General features: G+C 48.8%; 17 protein-coding genes. 11 read left to right on the top strand and 6 right to left on the bottom strand.

Annotation, left to right across the window (positions count from 1 at the left end):
- Positions 1-60: 60 nt before the first annotated feature.
- From ABJO30_04050 to ABJO30_04035, 4 genes are read left to right on the top strand one after another with little or no spacing between them, the layout of a single operon-like run.
- Positions 61-747, top strand: a complete 687-nt coding sequence (locus ABJO30_04050) for a glutathione S-transferase family protein (protein ID MEP3231979.1) — start codon at positions 61-63, stop codon at positions 745-747.
- Positions 748-752: 5 nt separating this feature from the next.
- Positions 753-1,871: a tRNA epoxyqueuosine(34) reductase QueG gene (queG, locus tag ABJO30_04045; protein ID MEP3231978.1), complete on the top strand. Its 1,119-nt coding sequence runs from the start codon at positions 753-755 to the stop codon at positions 1,869-1,871.
- The gene (locus tag ABJO30_04040; protein ID MEP3231977.1) at positions 1,868-2,776 is read left to right on the top strand and encodes an NAD(P)-dependent oxidoreductase; all 909 of its coding nucleotides are present in this window, start codon (positions 1,868-1,870) and stop codon (positions 2,774-2,776) included. The genes queG and ABJO30_04040 overlap by 4 nt, the downstream gene beginning before the upstream one ends.
- Positions 2,776-3,651: a DMT family transporter gene (locus ABJO30_04035; protein MEP3231976.1), complete on the top strand. Its 876-nt coding sequence runs from the start codon at positions 2,776-2,778 to the stop codon at positions 3,649-3,651. The genes ABJO30_04040 and ABJO30_04035 overlap by 1 nt, the downstream gene beginning before the upstream one ends.
- On the opposite strand, the gene ABJO30_04030 is transcribed toward ABJO30_04035, so the two are convergent.
- Positions 3,648-4,418, bottom strand: a complete 771-nt coding sequence (locus tag ABJO30_04030) for an alpha/beta hydrolase (protein ID MEP3231975.1) — start codon at positions 4,416-4,418, stop codon at positions 3,648-3,650. The genes ABJO30_04035 and ABJO30_04030 overlap by 4 nt on opposite strands.
- Before the next feature lie 55 nt (positions 4,419-4,473).
- Between ABJO30_04030 and ABJO30_04025 the strand changes: the two genes are divergently transcribed.
- Positions 4,474-5,643, top strand: a complete 1,170-nt coding sequence (locus ABJO30_04025; GenBank protein ID MEP3231974.1) for a glycosyltransferase family 4 protein — start codon at positions 4,474-4,476, stop codon at positions 5,641-5,643.
- 106 nt (positions 5,644-5,749) lie between these two features.
- Complete coding sequence (infC, locus tag ABJO30_04020; protein ID MEP3231973.1) at positions 5,750-6,295, top strand: translation initiation factor IF-3; 546 nt, start codon at positions 5,750-5,752, stop codon at positions 6,293-6,295.
- 54 nt (positions 6,296-6,349) lie between these two features.
- Here infC and ABJO30_04015 read toward each other — a convergent pair whose 3' ends face one another.
- Positions 6,350-7,267: a hypothetical protein gene (locus tag ABJO30_04015; GenBank protein ID MEP3231972.1), complete on the bottom strand. Its 918-nt coding sequence runs from the start codon at positions 7,265-7,267 to the stop codon at positions 6,350-6,352.
- Between the two features lie 300 nt (positions 7,268-7,567).
- Between ABJO30_04015 and rpmI the strand changes: the two genes are divergently transcribed.
- From rpmI to pheT, 4 genes are all read left to right on the top strand, one after another.
- On the top strand, positions 7,568-7,765 hold the full coding sequence (rpmI, locus tag ABJO30_04010; GenBank protein MEP3231971.1) for a 50S ribosomal protein L35: 198 nt from the start codon (positions 7,568-7,570) through the stop codon (positions 7,763-7,765).
- 23 nt (positions 7,766-7,788) lie between these two features.
- Positions 7,789-8,157 (top strand): 50S ribosomal protein L20, encoded by a 369-nt coding sequence (gene rplT, locus ABJO30_04005; GenBank protein ID MEP3231970.1) that lies wholly within the window; start codon positions 7,789-7,791, stop codon positions 8,155-8,157.
- A 236-nt stretch (positions 8,158-8,393) separates the two neighbouring features.
- Positions 8,394-9,476: a phenylalanine--tRNA ligase subunit alpha gene (pheS, locus tag ABJO30_04000; GenBank protein ID MEP3231969.1), complete on the top strand. Its 1,083-nt coding sequence runs from the start codon at positions 8,394-8,396 to the stop codon at positions 9,474-9,476.
- Between the two features lie 24 nt (positions 9,477-9,500).
- Positions 9,501-11,900: a phenylalanine--tRNA ligase subunit beta gene (gene pheT / locus ABJO30_03995; protein ID MEP3231968.1), complete on the top strand. Its 2,400-nt coding sequence runs from the start codon at positions 9,501-9,503 to the stop codon at positions 11,898-11,900.
- A gap of 38 nt (positions 11,901-11,938) precedes the next feature.
- Here the strand turns inward: pheT and ABJO30_03990 are convergent, their stop codons facing one another.
- Positions 11,939-12,259, bottom strand: a complete 321-nt coding sequence (locus tag ABJO30_03990) for a hypothetical protein (GenBank protein ID MEP3231967.1) — start codon at positions 12,257-12,259, stop codon at positions 11,939-11,941.
- Positions 12,260-12,468: 209 nt separating this feature from the next.
- On the opposite strand from ABJO30_03990, the gene ABJO30_03985 reads away from it, so the two are divergent.
- Complete coding sequence (locus ABJO30_03985; GenBank protein ID MEP3231966.1) at positions 12,469-12,915, top strand: hypothetical protein; 447 nt, start codon at positions 12,469-12,471, stop codon at positions 12,913-12,915.
- A gap of 289 nt (positions 12,916-13,204) precedes the next feature.
- Here ABJO30_03985 and pnp read toward each other — a convergent pair whose 3' ends face one another.
- From pnp to truB, 3 genes are all read right to left on the bottom strand, one after another.
- On the bottom strand, positions 13,205-15,322 hold the full coding sequence (gene pnp, locus ABJO30_03980) for a polyribonucleotide nucleotidyltransferase (GenBank protein ID MEP3231965.1): 2,118 nt from the start codon (positions 15,320-15,322) through the stop codon (positions 13,205-13,207).
- A gap of 221 nt (positions 15,323-15,543) precedes the next feature.
- Positions 15,544-15,813 carry a 30S ribosomal protein S15 gene (rpsO, locus tag ABJO30_03975; GenBank protein MEP3231964.1) on the bottom strand — a complete coding sequence of 90 codons (270 nt, stop codon included), beginning with the start codon at positions 15,811-15,813 and terminating at the stop codon, positions 15,544-15,546.
- 23 nt (positions 15,814-15,836) lie between these two features.
- Positions 15,837-16,760, bottom strand: coding sequence for a tRNA pseudouridine(55) synthase TruB (gene truB / locus ABJO30_03970; protein ID MEP3231963.1), 924 nt, complete (start codon positions 16,758-16,760; stop codon positions 15,837-15,839).
- Positions 16,761-16,771 lie beyond the last annotated feature (11 nt).

Raw genomic sequence — 16,771 nt, 5'->3', positions numbered from 1 at the left:
CAAAAGAGTTGCGATAAAGGTAACAGCGCGAAGAATTACTCAAAGAGACAGAAAACAAACATGCTGAGACTGGTTCATTACCCCTTTTCTGCCCAAAGCCGCTTCATCCGTCTTTGCTTAGCTGAATATGGTGAAAGTGCAGAAATGACGGAAGCAAAGCCGTGGGAACGCCGTGATGCGTTGTTACAGATTAATCCGGCTGGCAATATCCCGATTTTGATTGAAGATGATGGCCCTGCAATTTGTGGCCATGATGTTATTGCTGAATATCTTGATGAGACCCGTGGGCCTTTGCAGCGCGATCATCGTTTGATGCCAGAAAATCCGCAAGATCGCGCAGAAGTGCGCCGCTTGATGTATTGGTTCTTGGTGAAAATGGAAGGCGAAGCAACGGGTTATTTGTGCGAAGAAAAAGTGCATAAGCTCGAACGTCGCAATGAAGGCGGTGCGCCTGATAGTCAGGTTATTCGCGCTGCCCGCTCCAATATGAAATCGCATATGCGCTATATTTCTTATCTGGCAAGCACGCGCAATTATTTAGGCGGCCTTCGTCTTTCTTACGCAGATCTTGCAGCAGCTGCCGCCATATCGGTTATGGATTATACGGGCGACATTGCATGGGAAGAAGAAGAGGTTGCGAGAGCGTGGTATAGTCGCGTTAAATCGCGCCCGTCTTTCCGGCCAATATTAGCCGAGCGCTTGCGCGGTCTGCCACCGTCTTCCCACTACGCTGACCTAGACTTCTAATCGCCATGAAGGGGGATAAGCTCAAATCCGCGCTTATTTCTGATGCGCTGGACCTAGGGTTTTCGTCTGTTAAAATTACGCGGCCCGACGCCATCGCTAAAGCACCCGCGCGACTTGATACCTTCTTAGATAAAGAGCGCCACGGTACAATGACTTGGATGGAAGAGCGCGCTCATTGGCGCTCAAACCCGCAAGCACTTTGGCCTGAAGCAAAGTCTGTCATCATGCTGTCGATGAATTATGGACCGGACTACGATCCGCTGACCTTGCTTGAGCAAAAAGATAGAGCAGCGCTGTCGGTCTATGCAGGAAACCGTGATTATCATGATCTGATCAAAGGCCGTCTCAAGCAGATAGCAGGTAGGTTGGCTGCAAAATCTGGCGAAGATGTCAAAGTTTTTGTTGATACAGCGCCCGTGATGGAAAAGCCTTTAGCACAAGCAGCTGGCCTTGGTTGGCAGGGCAAGCACACCAATTTGGTCAGCCGTGATCTTGGGTCGTGGTTCTTTTTAGGGTCTATTTTTACGACGGCAGATTTAGCGCCAGATGAGGCGGAAGGTGATCACTGTGGTGGTTGTCGTGCCTGTCTTGATATTTGCCCAACCAATGCTTTTCCAGCCCCTTACCAGCTTGATGCAAGACGCTGTATTTCATACCTGACAATTGAGCATAAAGGTCTAGTAGACCGGACGATTAGACCTTTAATAGGCAATCGTATTTATGGCTGTGATGATTGTTTGGCCGTCTGTCCGTGGAACAAATTTGCGCAGCAAACGGAAGAAATAAAACTGCAAGGACGTGATGATTTGAAGGCCCCGAAACTGTCTGAGCTTTCAAAGCTTGATGATGCGGCGTTTCGTGCTTTTTTCTCAGGTTCTCCAGTCAAAAGGATTGGACGCAATAAGTTTATCTCTAATGTGTTGATTGCAATAGGTAATTCAGGCGATTCAGAACTTGCAAAAGACGCAGAAACGCTTCTCAATGATGAAGCGCCTCTTGTGCGGGCGATGGCAGTTTGGGCGCTTCGCAAACTTTTGATAAATGACGCATTTGATGCGCTGGCAAAACAACATATGTTGGCCGAGCACGATGTGATGGTTCTTGAAGAATGGGAAAATGCATGAAGCTGTTTGTCTTTGGTCTTGGCTTTTCTGCGACGGCAGCGGTTAATCGGCTAGGCCCTTCGTGCTTCAATAATGGCGGCTGGGTAGCGGCCACGTGCCGGAGCGAAGAAAAGGCAGAAACCATTCGCTCTGCAGGCATTCGCGCGCACATATTTTCTGGTGAAGAAGCTGGCAATGAGCAAATGCGGGCAGACTTGCAAGAGGCAACCCATATTCTCATGTCCATCAGTCCCGGTGATGATGACCCCGTGCTTGCCCATCACCAAAATGACATAGCAGCAAGCAAGGCGCTGCAATGGATCGGCTATTATTCAACCGTTGGCGTTTATGGTGATCATCAAGGGGCTTGGGTGGATGAGGCAGGAGAACTGCGGCCTGTTAGCAAACGTTCAAAAGAACGGGTGAAAGCAGAAGGCCAATGGGCAGCACTCGGTGAGCAGCTTGATGTTCCCGTTGCCCTTGTTCGCTTGGCTGGCATTTACGGGCCCGGTCGTAACACTTTCATGAATTTTAAAAAGGGCATTGCACGGCGGATCATTAAGCCTGGTCAAGTGTTCAACCGCATTCATGTGTCAGATATTGGAGCGATGACGGAAGCAATGGCGCATCAAAAAGCTGGTGGCATCTTCAACGGTGCTGACAATGAGCCAGCCCCGCCGCAAGATGTCGTTGAATTTGCAGCCAACATGATGGGCGTGGATGTGCCGCCAGATGTTCCATTTGATGAGGCGGATTTATCGCCGATGGGCCGATCTTTTTATGGCGAAACCAAGCGCGTATCGAACGGGCGGCTTGCTGAAGGTTTGGGTATAGAGTTAGAATTTCCAAATTATCGAAAGGCGCTGACAGCGCTTTGGGATGATAAGACTTGGGATAAACAAACCCCTTTGAAAGCGATGATGTAATGGCACCTTCTTTGACCAAAACCGTTATTTTCTCGATTGTCACCATGACGGCCTTCGCCTTGAACTCGGTTTTTGGCCGTTTGGCTTTGTCAGCAGATGCGATTGATCCTGCAAGTTATACGGCAATCCGGCTGACATCGGGTGCGATCATGCTTTTCGTGCTGGTGGCGTTACGCGGTGGTTTTAAGAAAGACTTGACCCCGCCGCCTTTAATGTCGGGCACAGGTGTGATGGCTGCAGCTCTCTTTGTGTATGCCGCTTTCTTCTCATTTGCTTATATCACTCTTGATACGGGTGTTGGTGCACTGATCCTTTTTGCCTGCGTGCAAGCGACCATGATTGGTTGGGGGCTTTTTTCTGGCGAAAGACCAAGCATTCAAGCTTGGATCGGCATTGTTTTGGCCATTAGCGGTTTTGTTTATCTAGTGTCTCCTGGATTAAAAGCACCGGATCCGTTGGGCGCTGTCTTAATGGCCATCGCGGGCATTGCATGGGGTGTCTATTCTCTCAAGGGCAAAGGCTTATCTGACCCGTTGCGGGCAACCGCTCGCAATTTCATTTGGAGCGTGCCGCTTGGTGTTGTCTTGGTATTGATCTTTTTAAGCCAGCAAAAACTGGAATATCACGGCGTCGTTTTGGCCATCGCGTCAGGGGCTATTACATCTGCTCTCGGCTATGCGCTTTGGTATGTGACGCTTAAGGGGCTGACCGCCAATAAAGCCGCGATCTTGCAACTGACCGTGCCTGTGATTGCGACATTCTTCGGCATCGCCATTCTCGGCGAGCCGCTCACGCAACGCTTTATGATCGCAACAATTTGTATTTTGGGCGGTGTCGCCTTGTCGATTTTGGCGAAAGAAAAGAAACTCAGCTAGTCACCGTTGATGGTGGCCGATAGTTTTTCGATTGTCCGCTCCAATAATGCGAGATCTTGTTCACGCGAAAGGCGGTGATCGCCATCTGGAACAAGCGTGAAATTGACATCATCATGCGGCAAGAGATTGATGAGTGCGTGGCCATGTTCCCACGCAACATCCGTATCTTGTCGACCATGCAGAATGTGAACGGGACAACCAAGGTGGAGCGGCGCATCGCCGATCAGGTGTTTGCGGCCATCTTCAATGAGTTTCAACGTGATCTTATAATCGCCATCCTCATAAGAAGAAGGACGCATATAAAACCCCTTCTCAATTACTTCCTTTTGGAGTTCTGGCGGGAACCTCTCCCACATCAGCTTTTCGCTCATATCCCATGCAGGCGCGATAAGTACTATGCCGCCGACGCGGTTCTTCATGCGTGCCGCCAGAAGAAGCGCCAGCCATCCGCCCATTGAGGAGCCGACAATAATTTGCGGACCATTTGTCTTGGTTTCAAAGATGAAACAGGCTTCTTCCAGCCAATCAGAAATCGTGCCGTCTTCAAAAGCACCACTTGAAAGACCGTGGCCTGAATAATCCATCAATGTGCAGGACTGCCCCCGTGCCTTCGCCCATTTTGCGATGGCTTGAGCCTTTTGACCTTGCATGGAAGATTTAAAGCCGCTTAGCCAGAATAGCCCCGGATTTTCACCGTCTTCACTCTGCACTGCAATGGATCGACCTTGAACATCGACCTTCTCAATTTGTAATTTGTCTTGGCTCACTGAGAACGCTCGTTTATGGGTTAAACCCGAAGTTAAATAACCAGAACACAGTGACATGCCTGAACTTGATGGCAAGACCATTTTGCAAATTCTACCGACGCTAAAAACTGGCGGCGCGGAGCGTACTGTTGTGGATATGACGCGCGGCATCGTGGATGCGGGCGGGCGTGCGCTGGTGGCAAGTGCTGGTGGTGGGCTTGTTCAAAAAGTCGAAGACAATGGCGGCACTCATTTTACCCTACCGCTTGATGCAAAGTTTCGGTTGGATCGGCATCTCACCAACAAATGGGCACTTGTTTCTTTGTGTAAGCAAGAGGGGGTGGATTTAATTCATGCCCGCTCCCGTGCACCAGCCTTCCCAGCCCTTGGTGCAGCACGCAAACTTAGCCTTCCCTTCCTCACGACATATCACGGTATCTATTCGGAAAAGAGCGCGCTTAAGCGCTGGTATAATTCTGTGATGGTGGCTGGTGATGCGGTCATTGCAAATTCTACCTATACGGCGTCCCTGATCAAAGAGCGCTACCAGTTAGCGGATGAAGATATCCATATTGTCCATCGTGGTACTGATATGGACCTGTTTGATGCATCAAATATTTCCAAGCAAGCCCAAGCAGAATTGCGTCAGAAGTGGCATTTGCCCGTAGATAAGCCGATTGTCATGCTGCTTGCCCGTTTGACAGATTGGAAAGGGCATCTGCTTGCCATTCGTGCCGCGCGCAAAATTCGCGAAAAGGGCGGTGAATTGCCGCATTTTGTTTTTGCAGGCAGTGCGCAAAGCGAAACGTATTTAGCGCGAGTTCGTTCAGCGATCGTTGAAGCCGCGATGATGGATAATTTCTCGCTTGTGGGTCATGTTGATAATGTGCCGTTGGCCTTGAGTGTGTGCGATCTTGCCATTGTGCCGTCTACGAAGCCTGAAGCGTTTGGTAGATCCGTTGCCGAAGCCTCAGCTGCTGGATTGCCCGTTATTGCCTTTGATCATGGCGGGGCAACAGAGACGATTTTAGCGCCGCCCCGATGCGATGAAGACGAGAAAACGGGCCTAAAAGTACCGGTTGGCGATGTTGAGGCGCTCGCTGCTGCAATAGGAGCAATTACCTCTCTTTCACCATCAAATCGCGATGCGATGGGCGCACGTGGGCGCGCTCATATTCAGCGAAATTTTACCAAAGAGCATATGATTGATAAAACGCTTACCGTTTATCGCAGTTTGATGGGTTGAAAAGGCCCGTTTTCAAGGATTTCTATTGACTTTACGCTAAAAGGTGTAAACTTGGCGCATCGCACATATATGAGCGTTATCGATAATATTATAGGAGTTCAGGACAATTCGCAGACCACATAGAGGGCAAGAGCCTAAGAAAGACGGACCACGCATCAATGGGGACATTCGTGTCCCAGCCGTACAACTGATAGACGCCGAAGGTGAAAACGTCGGTGAAACATCAATTGAAGACGCGCTAGATATGGCCGCGGAAGCGGGCCTTGATCTTGTAGAGATCAATGCGGGTCAAGGAATGCCAGTCTGTAAAATCCTGGACTACGGCAAGCTGAAATTTCAAAAGCAGAAAAAAGCTGCCGAAGCGCGCAAGAAGCAAAAGACGGTTGACGTCAAAGAAATTAAGATGCGCCCGAATATCGACACGCATGACTATGAAGTCAAAATGCGTGCTATTTTGAAATTCTTTGGTCAAGGTGACAAAGTGAAAGTAACGCTGCGGTTCCGTGGTCGTGAAATGGCTCACCAAGAACTCGGCATGGAGTTGCTTCAAAAGGTCAAAGCAGAGACTGCTGAGATCGCTAAGGTCGAATTTGAGCCGAAGCTTGAAGGCCGTCAAATGATTATGGTGTTGGCACCAACTGCCAATAAATAATCAATCGGCATTATGAAATTAGATAACTGGTTCTCTTGTTAAATAGAGAGCCAGTTATTTTTTTGCCTGATTGGTTTTTAACGCAGCGGTTTGGTTGCGGTCGATGATAGTGACAAGCGCGCGACACATGGCGGGAGAAACTTTGTTCAAAAATGTTCTGACACCCAAATCATTAGGATGAAAAACATCGCGCACCGTGCCGTCGTCTCGGGTTTTATAAAATTTGTTATTGCCTTGAAACGCGGAAATGGTCTCGTCAGTTAGCCCTTTCACAGGAAGACACGCACCGCGCGTTTTATGAATGCCGGTAAAGAAATGGTTTTGCCCTTCAAGTCGCTCGGCATTTGGTTTTTCTGCAAAACTTGGCGCCGTTGTGAGATAGAGGCAAGGTGTGTTCTTAGGTATTTGAGCCGCAAGATTGCTCGCATCTTTATCGGCGAGTGCTTTATCTTTTGCCCACTTTTTAGAGTAGCCACCCAACATTGAGAAAACGAGCAACTTGGGTTTGATCGCAATATCTTTAAACAGGGTTTCTACTGGTGATTGATTTGGTTGGCAAAGTGGGTAGTTGCCATCCCTTGCGGTTTGGTGAAACTTTTGGTCTGGCGTATGCAGCGTCCCAAAACCACGGGTATTCTTCGGCCAGCTTTTTTGCGGTACGCAAAGTGCGTCTTTGTGTTCCCCTTCTCGTGCCAACCATGAATTTATCGCTGCGGCCCTAACGCCAGCAACGCCAACATCACCTGAAAAATGCGATTTAAAATCTGCCGCGCGTTCTGGTATCAGCGCGCTGCATGTTTCAGCAAGCTTGCTGAAATGGTCGACATAAGCAGGACCTCCACGAAACAAAATTTGTGAATCGCCAATAATCAAAAGATCAGGGTCGGCTAAGGACTGAGCAGGCGCAGATGAAAGGCCAGCCGTGAGCGTGAAAAGGCTTGAAACAAGCAAAGTTTTGGCAGTTTTTAGCAAACGTAATTCCCCCTCGACCGCAACAAAGTGCGTGCAGCAACTTTATGATCTTACCTTGTATAGTATGGCAAGTGTTACACTGCTAAATATACCGTGAGATTGCGTGAGGCTAATCTTCTTCAAACGCTTGCAATTTATCGCCGTAGACCGTATAAGCGCGCATCGTTGAGTGACCCGGCGGTTTTTGATCTATCTGGATTAAGACGGGCATGCCGTGGCTACTCTAAACGCTTAACACGAAAAACAGCAGTTCCTTGGTCGGTTTCCGGCATTTGGAATATGCATAGAAGGACAAGCAAAATGCCCAAGATGAAGACTAAATCAGGCGCTAAAAAGCGCTTTAAGATCACCGCGAATGGCAAGATCAAAGCGGGCCAAGCTGGCAAACGTCACGGCATGATCAAACGCTCTAATACGTTCCTCCGCAATGCACGCGGCACGACGGTTCTTTCAGAACCAGATGCACGCATTGTGAAAAAATTTATGCCAAACGGCTAGTAACGGATTAGGAGAATAAGAAAATGGCACGTGTAAAACGCGGTGTGACTTCTCACGCCAAACACAAAAAAGTCCTAAAAGCCGCTAAAGGCTATTACGGCGCACGCTCACGGACAATTAAAGTTGCAAAGCAAGCTGTCGAAAAAGCAGCACAATACGCTTACCGCGACCGGAAAGTCAGAAAACGTCAATTCCGCTCATTGTGGATCCAGCGCATCAATGCTGCTGTTCGTCTACATACAGACAGCGAAATGACATATGGCAGCTTCATGAATGGCTTGAGCAAAGCCAACATCGATGTTGACCGCAAAGTTCTATCTGATCTCGCGATCACTCAGCCAGAAGCTTTCAAGGGCTTGGTTGAAGAAGCTCAAAAGGCACTTGCTGCTTAATCGAGCGACAAAACGAATTTCGATAAAGCCCGTCTGTTTAATGCAGGCGGGCTTTATTTTTGCCCTGCTTTTTCCCGCATATAAAGTGCATTCTCACAAATTATAGCGATGACCCCAGCTCGGCAAATGTGTTATTCAGCTGGGAGCCACTGAAAACCCAGAAAATCAGGCTTAAAGTCTGGACCTTACGCTCTGATCTGGTAAAACGCGCGAGACCCATTTATCAGGAAATTTCCATGTCCGAACTTGATCAATTAGAGAGCGAGATTAGCGCTCAAATCGAAGGTGCCGCCAATGAGGCCGTACTTGAAGATATCCGCGTTGCGAGTTTGGGTAAAAAAGGGTCGATTTCCGAGAAGATGAAGACCCTCGGCAAGATGACACCGGAAGAGCGCCAAGTGATGGGGCCAGCGCTTAACGGGCTCAAGGTTCGCATCGGTGACAGCATCGCTGCCCGCAAAGAGATCTTGAAAGAAGCAGCTCTCGGTGAGCGTCTTGCAAGCGAGACTGTTGATGTAACCTTGCCTAACCGTGCTGACCCTTTGTCGGACGGGCGTATCCACCCAGTGACCCAAGTGATCGATGAGATCACCGCTATTTTTGCCGATATGGGTTTTGGTGTGGCCGATGGTCCTGACATTGAGACTGATTATTATAATTTTACCGCGTTGAACTTTCCTGAAGGCCACCCAGCCCGTGAAATGCACGACACGTTCTTCTTCAATGAGAAGGAAGATGGCGAGCGCCTTTTGCTGCGCACGCATACATCACCCGTTCAAATCCACACGATGGAAGAAAAAGAACCACCAATCCGCGTGATCATTCCTGGCCGCACCTATCGCCAAGATTCAGATCAAACCCATACGCCAATGTTCCACCAAGTGGAAGGCCTTGTGGTTGGTGAAGACATTCACATGGGCCACCTTAAGTGGACCTTGGAAGAGTTTTGCAAAACCTTCTTTGAAGTACCAACATTGAAACTACGCCTGCGTCCAAGCTTCTTTCCGTTTACTGAGCCAAGCATGGAAGTTGATGTTCAATGCAAATTTGGCGACGGCGAAGTGAAAATAGGTGAGGGCGATGGCTGGATGGAAATCCTCGGCTCTGGCATGGTTCACCCTAATGTTTTGAAGCACGGCGGTGTTGATCCTGAAAAATACTCAGGCTTCGCGTTCGGCGTCGGTATCGACCGCCTTGCCATGTTGAAATACGGCGCACCAGATTTGCGTGCGTTCTTTGACGCAGATGCCCGTTGGATCAAACATTACGGCTTCCGCCCAATTGATATTCCAAGCCTTGTTGGCGGCCTTAGCTCTTAAGATAACGCGTAGAAAGATAGAGAAATGAAATTCACAGTCTCCTGGCTCCGCGATTATCTCGACTTTGATGTATCGCTTGAACAGCTTCTTGAAACACTGACATTGATCGGCCTTGAAGTCGAAGATGTGGACGATCCTGCAAAAAGATTGGCAGCGTTCAAAATTGCTCATGTGCTTGAAGCAGAACAACACCCTGATGCGGACCGCCTTCGTGTTTTGAAGGTTGATAACGGCTCTGGCGAGCCATTCCAAGTGGTCTGCGGTGCGCCAAACGCGCGCGCGGGCATGAAGGGCGTTTTGGGTTTGCCGGGTGACTATGTGCCAGGCCTTGATATTACGCTTTCTGTCGGCAAAATCCGTGGCGTTGAAAGCCGTGGCATGATGTGTTCAGGCAAAGAGCTTGAAGTATCTGAAGATCACGACGGTATTCTCGATCTGCCAGAAGATGCGCCTGTGGGTGAAGCCTATGCTGTGTGGGCTGATATGGATGATCCGGTGATTGAGATCGGCGTTACGCCAAACCGCCCTGATGTTTTGGGTGTTTATGGTATTGCCCGCGATCTTGCGGCAGCTGGTCTTGGTAAGCTCAAAAACAAAGCCGTACCAAGCGTGCGCGGTAATGGTGCTTGCCCTGTAAGCGTTGATATTCAAAATCCAGATTTCTGTCCAGCATTTGGTTTGCGCCAAGTAACGGGCGTTAAGAACAGCCCGTCGCCTGAATGGATGCAAAGCCGTCTTCGTGCCATTGGTCTTCGCCCAATCAACGCACTGGTAGACATCACCAACTACATGACGTTTGATCGCGGTCGTCCGCTGCACGTGTTTGATGCGGACAAAGTGCACGGCAATCTCGTCATTCGTTCTGCGAAAGAGGGCGAAGAGCTGGAAGCGCTCAATGACAAGACTTACACGCTTGATGAAACCATGGGTGTGATCGCGGATGATAACGGTGTTGAATCGCTGGCCGGTGTTGTTGGCGGTGTTGTTTCAGGTTCTGAAGCTGATACGACCAATGTGCTGATTGAATCAGCCCTTTGGGACCCAATGCAAATTGCCCGCACAGGCCGCAAGCTTGGTGTTAACACAGATGCGCGCTACCGTTTTGAGCGCGGTGTTGATCCAAACTTCATGATTGAAGGCCTCGAAGAAGCAACCCAATATGTGCTTGATATTTGTGGTGGTGAAGCAAGCAATCTGCACATTGCAGGGCAAGTGCCAGATGTTGATCAAATCATCGAATTCCCAACAACGGAAGTAAAACGCCTTGGCGGGATCGACCCTGAACCGCGTGAGATTAAAGCAATTTTAGAATTGCTCGGCTTCTGGGTCTCAGGCCAAGCGCCAGATTTTAAGGTTGCTGTTCCAAGCTATCGTCCTGATATTTTCGGCACGGCTGATTTGGTGGAAGAGGTTGTTCGTATTTTTGGCATCAACGAAGTGCCATCGACACCATTGCCGCCTATGTCGGTGATTGGTTCTGCGAAACTAACCCTTTCGCAAAACCGCAACCGCACAGCAAAACGCACCCTTGCAGGGCGCGGTATGTTGGAAGCGATGACGTGGTCCTTTATTTCAGAGACTGAAGCCAAGCTATTTGGTGGCGGTGATGCGAGCCTGAAACTAGCAAACCCAATCTCCAGCGATCTTTCTGATATGCGCCCAAGCCTGTTGCCGGGCTTGATGCTGGCCGCACAACGCAACGCAGACCGTGGTCTCGGTGATGTGGCGTTGTTTGAGGTTGGTCAAGTTTTCCAAGGCGATAAGCCAGAAGATCAGCATGACTGTGCTAGCGGTATTCGCCGTGGCCTTTCAGGTAGTGGTCGCCACTGGACCGGCAAAGGAGCTGAGGTAAGCGTTTATGACGCTAAAGAAGACGCTCTCGGCGTTTTGGCGGCTCTGGGTGCCAATATCGATAATTTTCAGATCGTGGCTGGTGGTGCCGATTATTTCCACCCAGGCCGCTCTGGCACGATCCAGCAAGGGCCAAAGAACATCATTGGTCACTTTGGTGAGTTTCATCCTGCACTTCTTGAAAAGCTCGATGTAGCAGGCCCACTTGTTGGGTTTGAAATCAACCTGCAAGCGCTTCCAGCCCCGCGCTCAAAAGCAACCAAGACGAAGGGTGCGATGCGTATCTCAGACCTTCAGCCCTTGCACCGTGATTTTGCTTTTGTGGTCAATAAGGATGTGCAAGCAGATAAAGTCCTGCGCGCAGCTAAAAGCGCTGACAAGAAGCTTATTAGCGATGTTTCTTTGTTCGATATTTTCGAAGGCGATAGCTTAGGTGCAGACAAGAAGTCGCTGGCAATCGACGTGACACTTCAGCCATCAGATAAAACGATGACCGATGAAGATATCGAGGCGGTAGCAACTAAGATTGTTCTGGCTGTTGAAAAAGCAACGGGTGGTACGTTGCGAGGCTAAAGAGGTTCTACTGGAGATAAGACCAGTAGACGTTGAGCCTAGTAAAGTTTTACTGCAGCGGATTGCTTGTGCTGAGTAAACTTGGCCGTATTGATTTCATCCGGTGTGATGACATTGTTTTGGTCCGTGTTCACACGGTCCCAAGCAACCCTGTAAAGGCGCAAATTTTTCACAAAACCAGCGTTTTTATGTCCAGAGCTCGCAAGCAACTTAATGAATGTCTTAAACTCAGGCTTGCTAAGTGACGTTGAGTTGTCAATGTCCGCTTTTGAAAAGAACGAAGCTTTGCTGTCATTAGCGAAAGCACCCTGTGCTACACCTAAACTCAACATCAATGTAATTGCGACCAAACGTTTCACAAGACTGTCCTTTGTTGTCTGCTCTACTAAATGGCGGTTTTATAGGCAAAAGCCAATGAACAAAGTGTTCACCTGCGTTCACGTTCTTGCGCGGTACTGGTAACAGTTCGTGATCAAATCAAATATGTTCTTGTTTTGTTCTCATTTTTGGTTAATATCAAACCAGAATCAGCGAACACTATTTGGGATATCAGAAGGGACGGCCAATTATGACGATGCATTTGCCACTTGAACATTTTTCAAACGCAACTCTTCAACCCTTTGTAAAGCGTGAACCCATCAACCCGCTCGCAAACCCATTTGTTTTGAAAGTAATTCCCTTTTGGATGGGTGGTGAGGTCAATCGTGGTGATTTAACCGATGCGGCTTGTTTGTTTGAACCAACCTATCGTGTTCGCATTGAAAGCCTGCTGCATCTTGATTGCGATGATGTGGAAGAGCAACACGGTCCAGATGTAGCTTATACCCTTGAAGGCCGAACAGGTCTTTATGTGGTGGTCAGTGATATTGAAAGCATTCGCGATGGTGTGCGTGGTAAATCGCTCGGCTACAAAGTTTCGAAAGCCGGTATTGCCGAATATGTGATTGAGACGCCAGCTGGATTGATTATTTTTGCGCAGGATATGAACGCAAATAGCAATCAGCTCGCCGCGTAATTTTAATTGTGACCTTGGTGTATTAACCAGTCAAATTACCAGATGAAATAATTAGGGAAGATGTGCTGAGGGGCATAACAGCGGCACCTTCCCTTAACGAGGCCAGGGTAAACCTCTGTGCCTAATATGTTTCTCTCAAAGCTTTTGCTCAACCCACGTATTTTCACGTGTCCGTGTGGTCATTAAGTGAAGGTATTCCTATCGTCACAAACCAGAAACAAAAAAAGGCCGCACAATGTGCGGCCTTTGATCTTCAAAAAAATCTTAGTAAGGGCAAAGTGCCGTCTTACTAGTCTTCTTTTTTGATTTCTTCACCAGTCTCCTGGTCGACAACCTTCATTGATAGGCGCACTTTGCCGCGCTCATCAAAGCCCATCAATTTCACTTTAACTTTTTCGCCTTCTTTAACAACATCAGTTGTTTTTTCAGGACGACCATTGGTCAGTTGTGAAATATGCACAAGGCCATCTTTCGCGCCGAAGAAGTTCACGAATGCGCCGAAGTCGACTGTTTTCACAACAGTACCTTCGTAGATTTCGCCAACTTCAGGCTCTGATGTGATCGACTTGATCCAAGTGACAGCCGCATCAATTGCTTTGCCATCGCTTGACGCCACTTTAACAGTGCCATCGTCTTCGATGTTCACTTTAGCGCCTGTCTTCTCAACGATCTCACGGATAACCTTACCGCCAGTACCGATCACTTCACGGATTTTGTCGGTTGGGATCTGCATGATTTCGATGCGTGGAGCAAATTCGCCAACGCTGTCACGTGATGCAGACAAGGCGTCTGTCATACGATCAAGAATGTGCAAACGACCGCCCTTGGCTTGCTCTAGAGCTGCCTGCATGATCTCTTCAGTGATGCCGTCGATCTTAATGTCCATTTGAAGTGAAGTGATACCGTCAGCAGTACCAGCCACTTTAAAGTCCATATCGCCGAGGTGATCTTCGTCGCCAAGGATGTCAGAAAGAACAGCGTAATCGTCGCCTTCTTTAATCAAGCCCATTGCGATACCAGCAACTGGTTTCTTAAGCGGTACACCAGCGTCCATAAGAGCAAGCGAAGTACCACAAACTGTTGCCATTGAAGATGAACCATTTGATTCAGTAATCTCAGACACAACACGCAATGTGTATGGGAACTCGTGGTTCTCAGGCAACATTGGGTGGATCGCACGCCAAGCTAGTTTACCGTGACCGATTTCACGACGACCAGGTGAGCCAGTACGACCAGTTTCACCAACAGAGAATGGAGGGAAGTTGTAGTGAAGCAAGAAGCTCTCTTTACGTGTTCCATCCAAGCTGTCGATGAATTGCTCGTCATCAGCAGTACCAAGTGTTGCAACAACAAACGCCTGTGTTTCACCGCGTGTGAAGAGCGCAGAACCGTGTGTGCGTGGCAAAATGCCAACTTCTGAAACAATGTCACGAACTTTGTCGAGTGAACGACCGTCGATGCGTGAGCTTGTTTTGATGATGTTGCCGCGAACAACAGATGCTTCTGCTTTCTTGAACAAATCACCAAGCAATACGCCGTCTGGACCTTCTTCACCTTCAGCAGGTGTAAGGGCTTCAACAACTTTCGCTTTCACCGCATCAACAGCGTCTTTACGCTCAAGCTTTGCAGTGATTTTGTAAGCTTCAGTTAGATCATCGCCAACAAGTCCAAGCACTTTGCCGTAAACTTCTGAGTGATCTTCAACAATGTGCTCACGTGGTGCTTTTGCAGCCGTTTCAGCAAGCTTGATGATCGCATCAATTACTGGCTGGAAGTTTTTGTGACCAAAGGCAACCGCACCAAGCATGATTTCTTCGCTTAGTTCTTTTGCTTCTGATTCAACCATCAACACAGCGTCGCCCGTACCAGCAACAACAAGATCAAGAGATGAATCTTCCATGTCATCGGTTGTTGGGTTCAAGACGTATTCGCCGTCAACGAAACCAACGCGTGCACCACCAATTGGGCCCATGAATGGAACACCAGAGATTGTAAGGGCGGCAGAAGCTGCAACCATTGCCAATACGTCTGGGTTATTTTCCATGTCATAAGACATAACGGAGATGATCACCTGTGTGTCGCACTTAAAGCCGTCAGCAAAAAGCGGACGAAGTGGACGGTCAATCAGGCGACAAGTGAGTGTTTCGTTCTCGCTCGGGCGACCTTCACGTTTGAAGAAGCCACCAGGGATTTTACCAGCCGCATAGGCTTTTTCTTGGTAGTTCACTGTGAGCGGGAAGAAGTCTTGGCCAGGTTTTGGCTTTTTAGCAGCAACGATTGTCGCCATAACTGAAGTGTCGCCGTAGCTTGCGATTACCGCACCGTCAGCCTGACGCGCCACTTTACCAGTTTGTAGTTTTAGGGGACGTCCGCCCCAATCAATTTCTACTTCATGAATATCAAACAAAATTTTGTCCTCATATGTAACCGCGCCCCCTATGGGCAAACGGCTGAACGCTTTCGGCGTTCTTTTGCGAATGTCGCGGCGATCATGAGCAAGACAACGAGAAGCTTTTAAAGGTAACTGAAAAAGCCACTGGCAATCCTGCCATGAACAGTCCGCATTAAAATTGATGCCACAGCATCAAGGCAAAAGGCGGCACCGTGAGGCACCGCCTATTGAAAACGTTAGCGGCGTAGGCCGAGACGTTTAATCAAGTCAGCGTAACGCGCTTGATCTTTTTTCTTTACGTAGTCGAGGAGACGACGACGCTGGCTAACCATTTTCAAAAGGCCGCGGCGAGAGTGATTGTCTTTGCCGTGGTCTTTAAAGTGGCCAGTCAAATTATTGATACGCTCAGATAGAATAGCAACCTGTACTTCTGGTGAGCCAGTGTCGCCGTCTTTAGTGGCATATTCTTTGATAAGTTCCGCTTTGCGGTCTGCTTCAATCGACATCGGGTACTCCTATAAATTGGCCCTTAATGGGCGAGATTGAATATCCGCTTCGGTTTCAACATGCCCTTATCAACTTCACCTAGAGCAATCAGAAGTCCTTCTGATGTGACGCTCACAGTGTCGGTAATCAAAGGTGCATCGCGTCCGCGAAGCAATACGGATTGACCTTGTTTAAGGCGTACCGCGTCTTGTTTGCTTATGGCCACCGCCGGGATGTCGTCCAGCGCGGTCTCAACAGACAAGAGCACATCATCAAAATGGCCGTTATAAGCCATTTCGGTGAATTCTGGTGTCTTATGACGCAATTCCTCTAGCATTGCTAGTGAAATCATGTCCTCTTCGTTAAATGGGCCAACGCAAAGGCGTCTGAGTGCCGAAACATGGCCTCTGGTACCCAATTTACGTGACAAATCACGGGCTAAAGCGCGTACATAGGTTCCTTTGCCGCATTCAGCCTCTAAAATCGCTGTATCCGCATCAGGCCGCTCGACCAATTCAAGGTTATGAACCTGTATCGGACGGGCTTGTAAAACGACTTCTTCGCCGTCGCGGGCGCGGTCATAGGCGCGCTCGCCATCGATTTTGATTGCTGAAAACGCAGGCGGCACTTGCATGATCTCGCCCATGAATTGGGGCAAAAGTGCTTTTATTTCATCATCTGATGGTCTGTGGTCTGAGGTCTCAGTCACATGACCCTCACCGTCATCGGTATTGGTCTCTGAACCAAACTGGACCGTAAAGCGGTAAACCTTCTCGCCATCCATGATGAATGGCACTGTTTTGGTCGCTTCGCCCAAGGCAATGGGCAACAAACCAGTTGCTAGCGGGTCCAGCGTGCCGGCGTGACCGGCTTTATTGGCGTTAAACAGCCATTTCATTTTGCCGACAGCTTGGGTGGATGTCATCTCAAGCGGTTTATCAAGCACGATCCAACCGCTGGTATCCAATCCCTTCTTCC

Source organism: Hyphomicrobiales bacterium (assembly GCA_039973685.1).
Classification (GTDB): Bacteria; Pseudomonadota; Alphaproteobacteria; order Rhizobiales; family JACESI01; genus JACESI01.
Note: the sequence above shows the minus strand (reverse complement) of the source record. Positions and strands in the feature narration are given on the sequence as shown.